The following is a 2,651-nucleotide window of genomic DNA, read 5'->3' as shown; positions in this document are numbered from 1 at the left end:
CGCGCCGCGGGCGCGATGGGTGATGTCACCGACAGGACGCTCATCAAGCTCCAGGACACGCACGACTCGATTCGGGCGGCCGTCGAGCAGATCGCCGAGCAGGATGCGTCCCTCGCCGACGAGGCGAAGCTGATCGTGTCTCTTCTCGACTCCGCTGTCGCGCAGGGTGAAGACGAGGTGACCTCACCGACCGGAGCATCCACCGGCGCGCAGGGCGGTGCCTCGGTCGGAGTCGACGCGTCGGCGCCGACGACCTCCGACGCGGACGAGCCCGCCGAGGCCGACTACTGATGAGACGAGCGCGTCGTCGCCTGATGGCGGCGGTCGGTGCACTCGCGCTGGTCGCCGGATTCGTCGTGCCGTCGAGTGCGACAGCGGCGTCGACCGAATCGGGCCTGTGGTGGTTCGATCGAGGAAAGATCCAAGAGGCGCACGACGCGGGGTTCGACGGCACGGGAATCAAGATCGCGGTGATCGACAGTCAGATCAACCCCGATGTCGTGGGGCTCCGAGGCGCGAATCTCACGATCGACGAGCCCTCGTACTGCGTCGACGCGTCGGGAGCGCCGTATTCGACCGTGTCCACCGACTTCGCCGCCGCTGCCCACGGCACGCGGGTCGCGTCGATGATCGCCGGAACCGGCGAGGCTCCCGCGGGAGGTGCGCCGGTCAAGGGTGTGGCACCCGGTGCCGAGGTGCTCTACTACTCCTCCGGGGGCGTCATCGACGATGCGGACGGGGAGTCGATCGAGTGTCTGCAGCCCAACGGCGAGGCGATGGGCGATGATCGACGATTCGCTCTCGATCGCGCGATCTCGGATGCGGTGGCCGACGGCGCGGACATCATCTCGATCTCGTCCGGAAGCACCACGGTTGTGAGCAAGGGACTCGCTGACGCCTACGCCGCCGGTGTCGTCGTGGTCGCCGGTATGTCGAACGAAGACCGTGTCACGCTGTGGCCGGCGGGTCTGAACGGCGTGGTCGCGGTGCAGGCCTTCGGCGAAGACGGCAAGATCCAGAACGGGAGCAACGGCAAGCCGAATCTCACGGATGACGTCGTCGTGGCAGCGCCGGGTCTCGATCTGCTGCTTCCGGGGTCACCCGCCTCGTGGGACGAACAGGAGATCGGGTCGGGAACGTCGTTCGCGACGCCGATCGTGGCGGGGTTCCTCGCTGTCGTGAAGCAGAAGTACCCCGAGGCGACCGGGGCGCAGCTGATCCAGAGCCTCATCCACAACACGGGGACCAAGGGCGAACACGAGCCCGAGTGGAACGACAGCACCGGCTACGGCGCCGCGTCGCTCACCGGGATGCTCTCGGTCGATCCGACGAAGTACCCGGACGTCAATCCGCTCTTCGACACCGAGGACCCGTACGCCCAGCCGTCGGTCCGAGAGGTCAACGAAGCGAAAGCGGCGATGGGAGACGGCGGTCAGACGGTCGCTCCGACGACCCAGCCTGACGCAGACGCGCCGCAGGCACAGGACTCGCCGCTGGCCCCCTGGCTGATCGGCGGGGGAATCCTGCTGGTGCTGCTGGTCGTCGGCGGCATCATCCTCGCGATCGTGCTGACACGATCGTCACGACGCAAGACCACCGAACAAGGGGGGAACCATGGCCGGTAAGCAGATGGGCGGCGGCGGATTCGAGGCCGAGCTCCAGCGCATCCGCACGCTCGATGACGCGATGATCCCGAGGATGTCGGCGGTGATCAACGCCTTCACCTCTCTTGAACGCGCTCTGTCGGCGGTGCGGCTGTCAGAGCACTGGAAGGGGTCTTCGGCTGACGGTGCCACGGCCGACATCGACGAGATCCGCAGGAACGTCTCCGGGATCCTCGAGACCGTGAAGGCGGTGGACACCGCGATCGCGGATGGCAACTCCGCACGACGCGAGGTCGCGGCGGCCGAGCTGCCCTCGGCGTCGATCGATCCGTTCTGGGCGAACGCCGCGAAGGGAGCGTCGTTCGTCGTGCACCCCGTGCTGGGGCCACTCGCGGCTGACACCGCCCTCGATGCGATCGGTGACTTCCTCGGAAACCAGCGAGAAGACCGTGCTCGGCAGATCGTGAACGACGTGGAGAGCTCGCTCGTCGAGCCCACCGACAGGCTGGATACCGCGACGAAACAGCTGAACGGGTACGACTACGTCTCGTCGGACCCTTCGAAGCGCGCCGAAGACCCGTTCCCGCGCACCCAGGTCGACTCCCCGAACATCGGCGGAACACCCGGGTTCACTGGCGGACCCTCGGGCTACACGCCCGGGGGAGGTGGCTACCAGCCGCCGACCGGTGGTGTGGGCGAGTACCAGCCGCCGATCTCGACGAACCCGACCATGCCGACGTATCCGACGTATCCGACGGACCTCACCCCGCCGACCTATCCGACGCTCCCTGACGGTCCGGGCGGGCAGTACGACCCCGACTGGCCCGGAGGCCCCGGTGGGTCGGACGGTGGCGACCCGACGGTCGACTTCCCGGGCGGCGGCGTCCTGCCGGGCAGTCCGGGCGGCACCGGGGGCGGCAATCCACTCACCCCCGGCAGCACTTTTCCGGGCGGAACTCTCCCCGGTGGTGGCGTCGGCGGAATCGGCGGCGGCATCGGTGGCGGTATCGGCGGAGTCGTCGGTGGCGGGGCCGGAGCCGCGGCTAT

2 protein-coding genes and 1 pseudogene are annotated in these 2,651 nt (G+C 68.4%); all 3 read left to right on the top strand.

Annotated features, from left to right (window positions below; translation table 11 throughout):
- A partial coding sequence (locus RTM68_RS18185; protein ID WP_312173690.1) for a hypothetical protein occupies nt 1-291 on the top strand: 291 nt, incomplete at its 5' end.
- Entirely contained in the window at nt 291-1,625 is a 1,335-nt protein-coding gene (locus tag RTM68_RS18180) for a S8 family serine peptidase (RefSeq protein ID WP_312173688.1), read from the top strand. The genes RTM68_RS18185 and RTM68_RS18180, both read left to right, overlap by 1 nt.
- Nucleotides 1,615-2,651, top strand: a pseudogene (locus RTM68_RS18175) (hypothetical protein); the annotation flags it as partial. The gene RTM68_RS18180 and the pseudogene RTM68_RS18175, both read left to right, overlap by 11 nt.

The organism is Microbacterium sp., assembly GCF_031988965.1.
Taxonomy (GTDB): Bacteria; Actinomycetota; Actinomycetes; order Actinomycetales; family Microbacteriaceae; genus Microbacterium.
The sequence above is the reverse complement of the archived record's forward strand: the minus strand, read 5'-3'. Positions and strand labels throughout refer to the sequence as shown.

Coding starts and splice junctions, on each gene's coding strand:
- RTM68_RS18180 (WP_312173688.1), top strand. CDS start 291: ATGAGACGAGCGCGTCGTCGCCTGATGGCGGCGGTCGGTGCACTCGCG.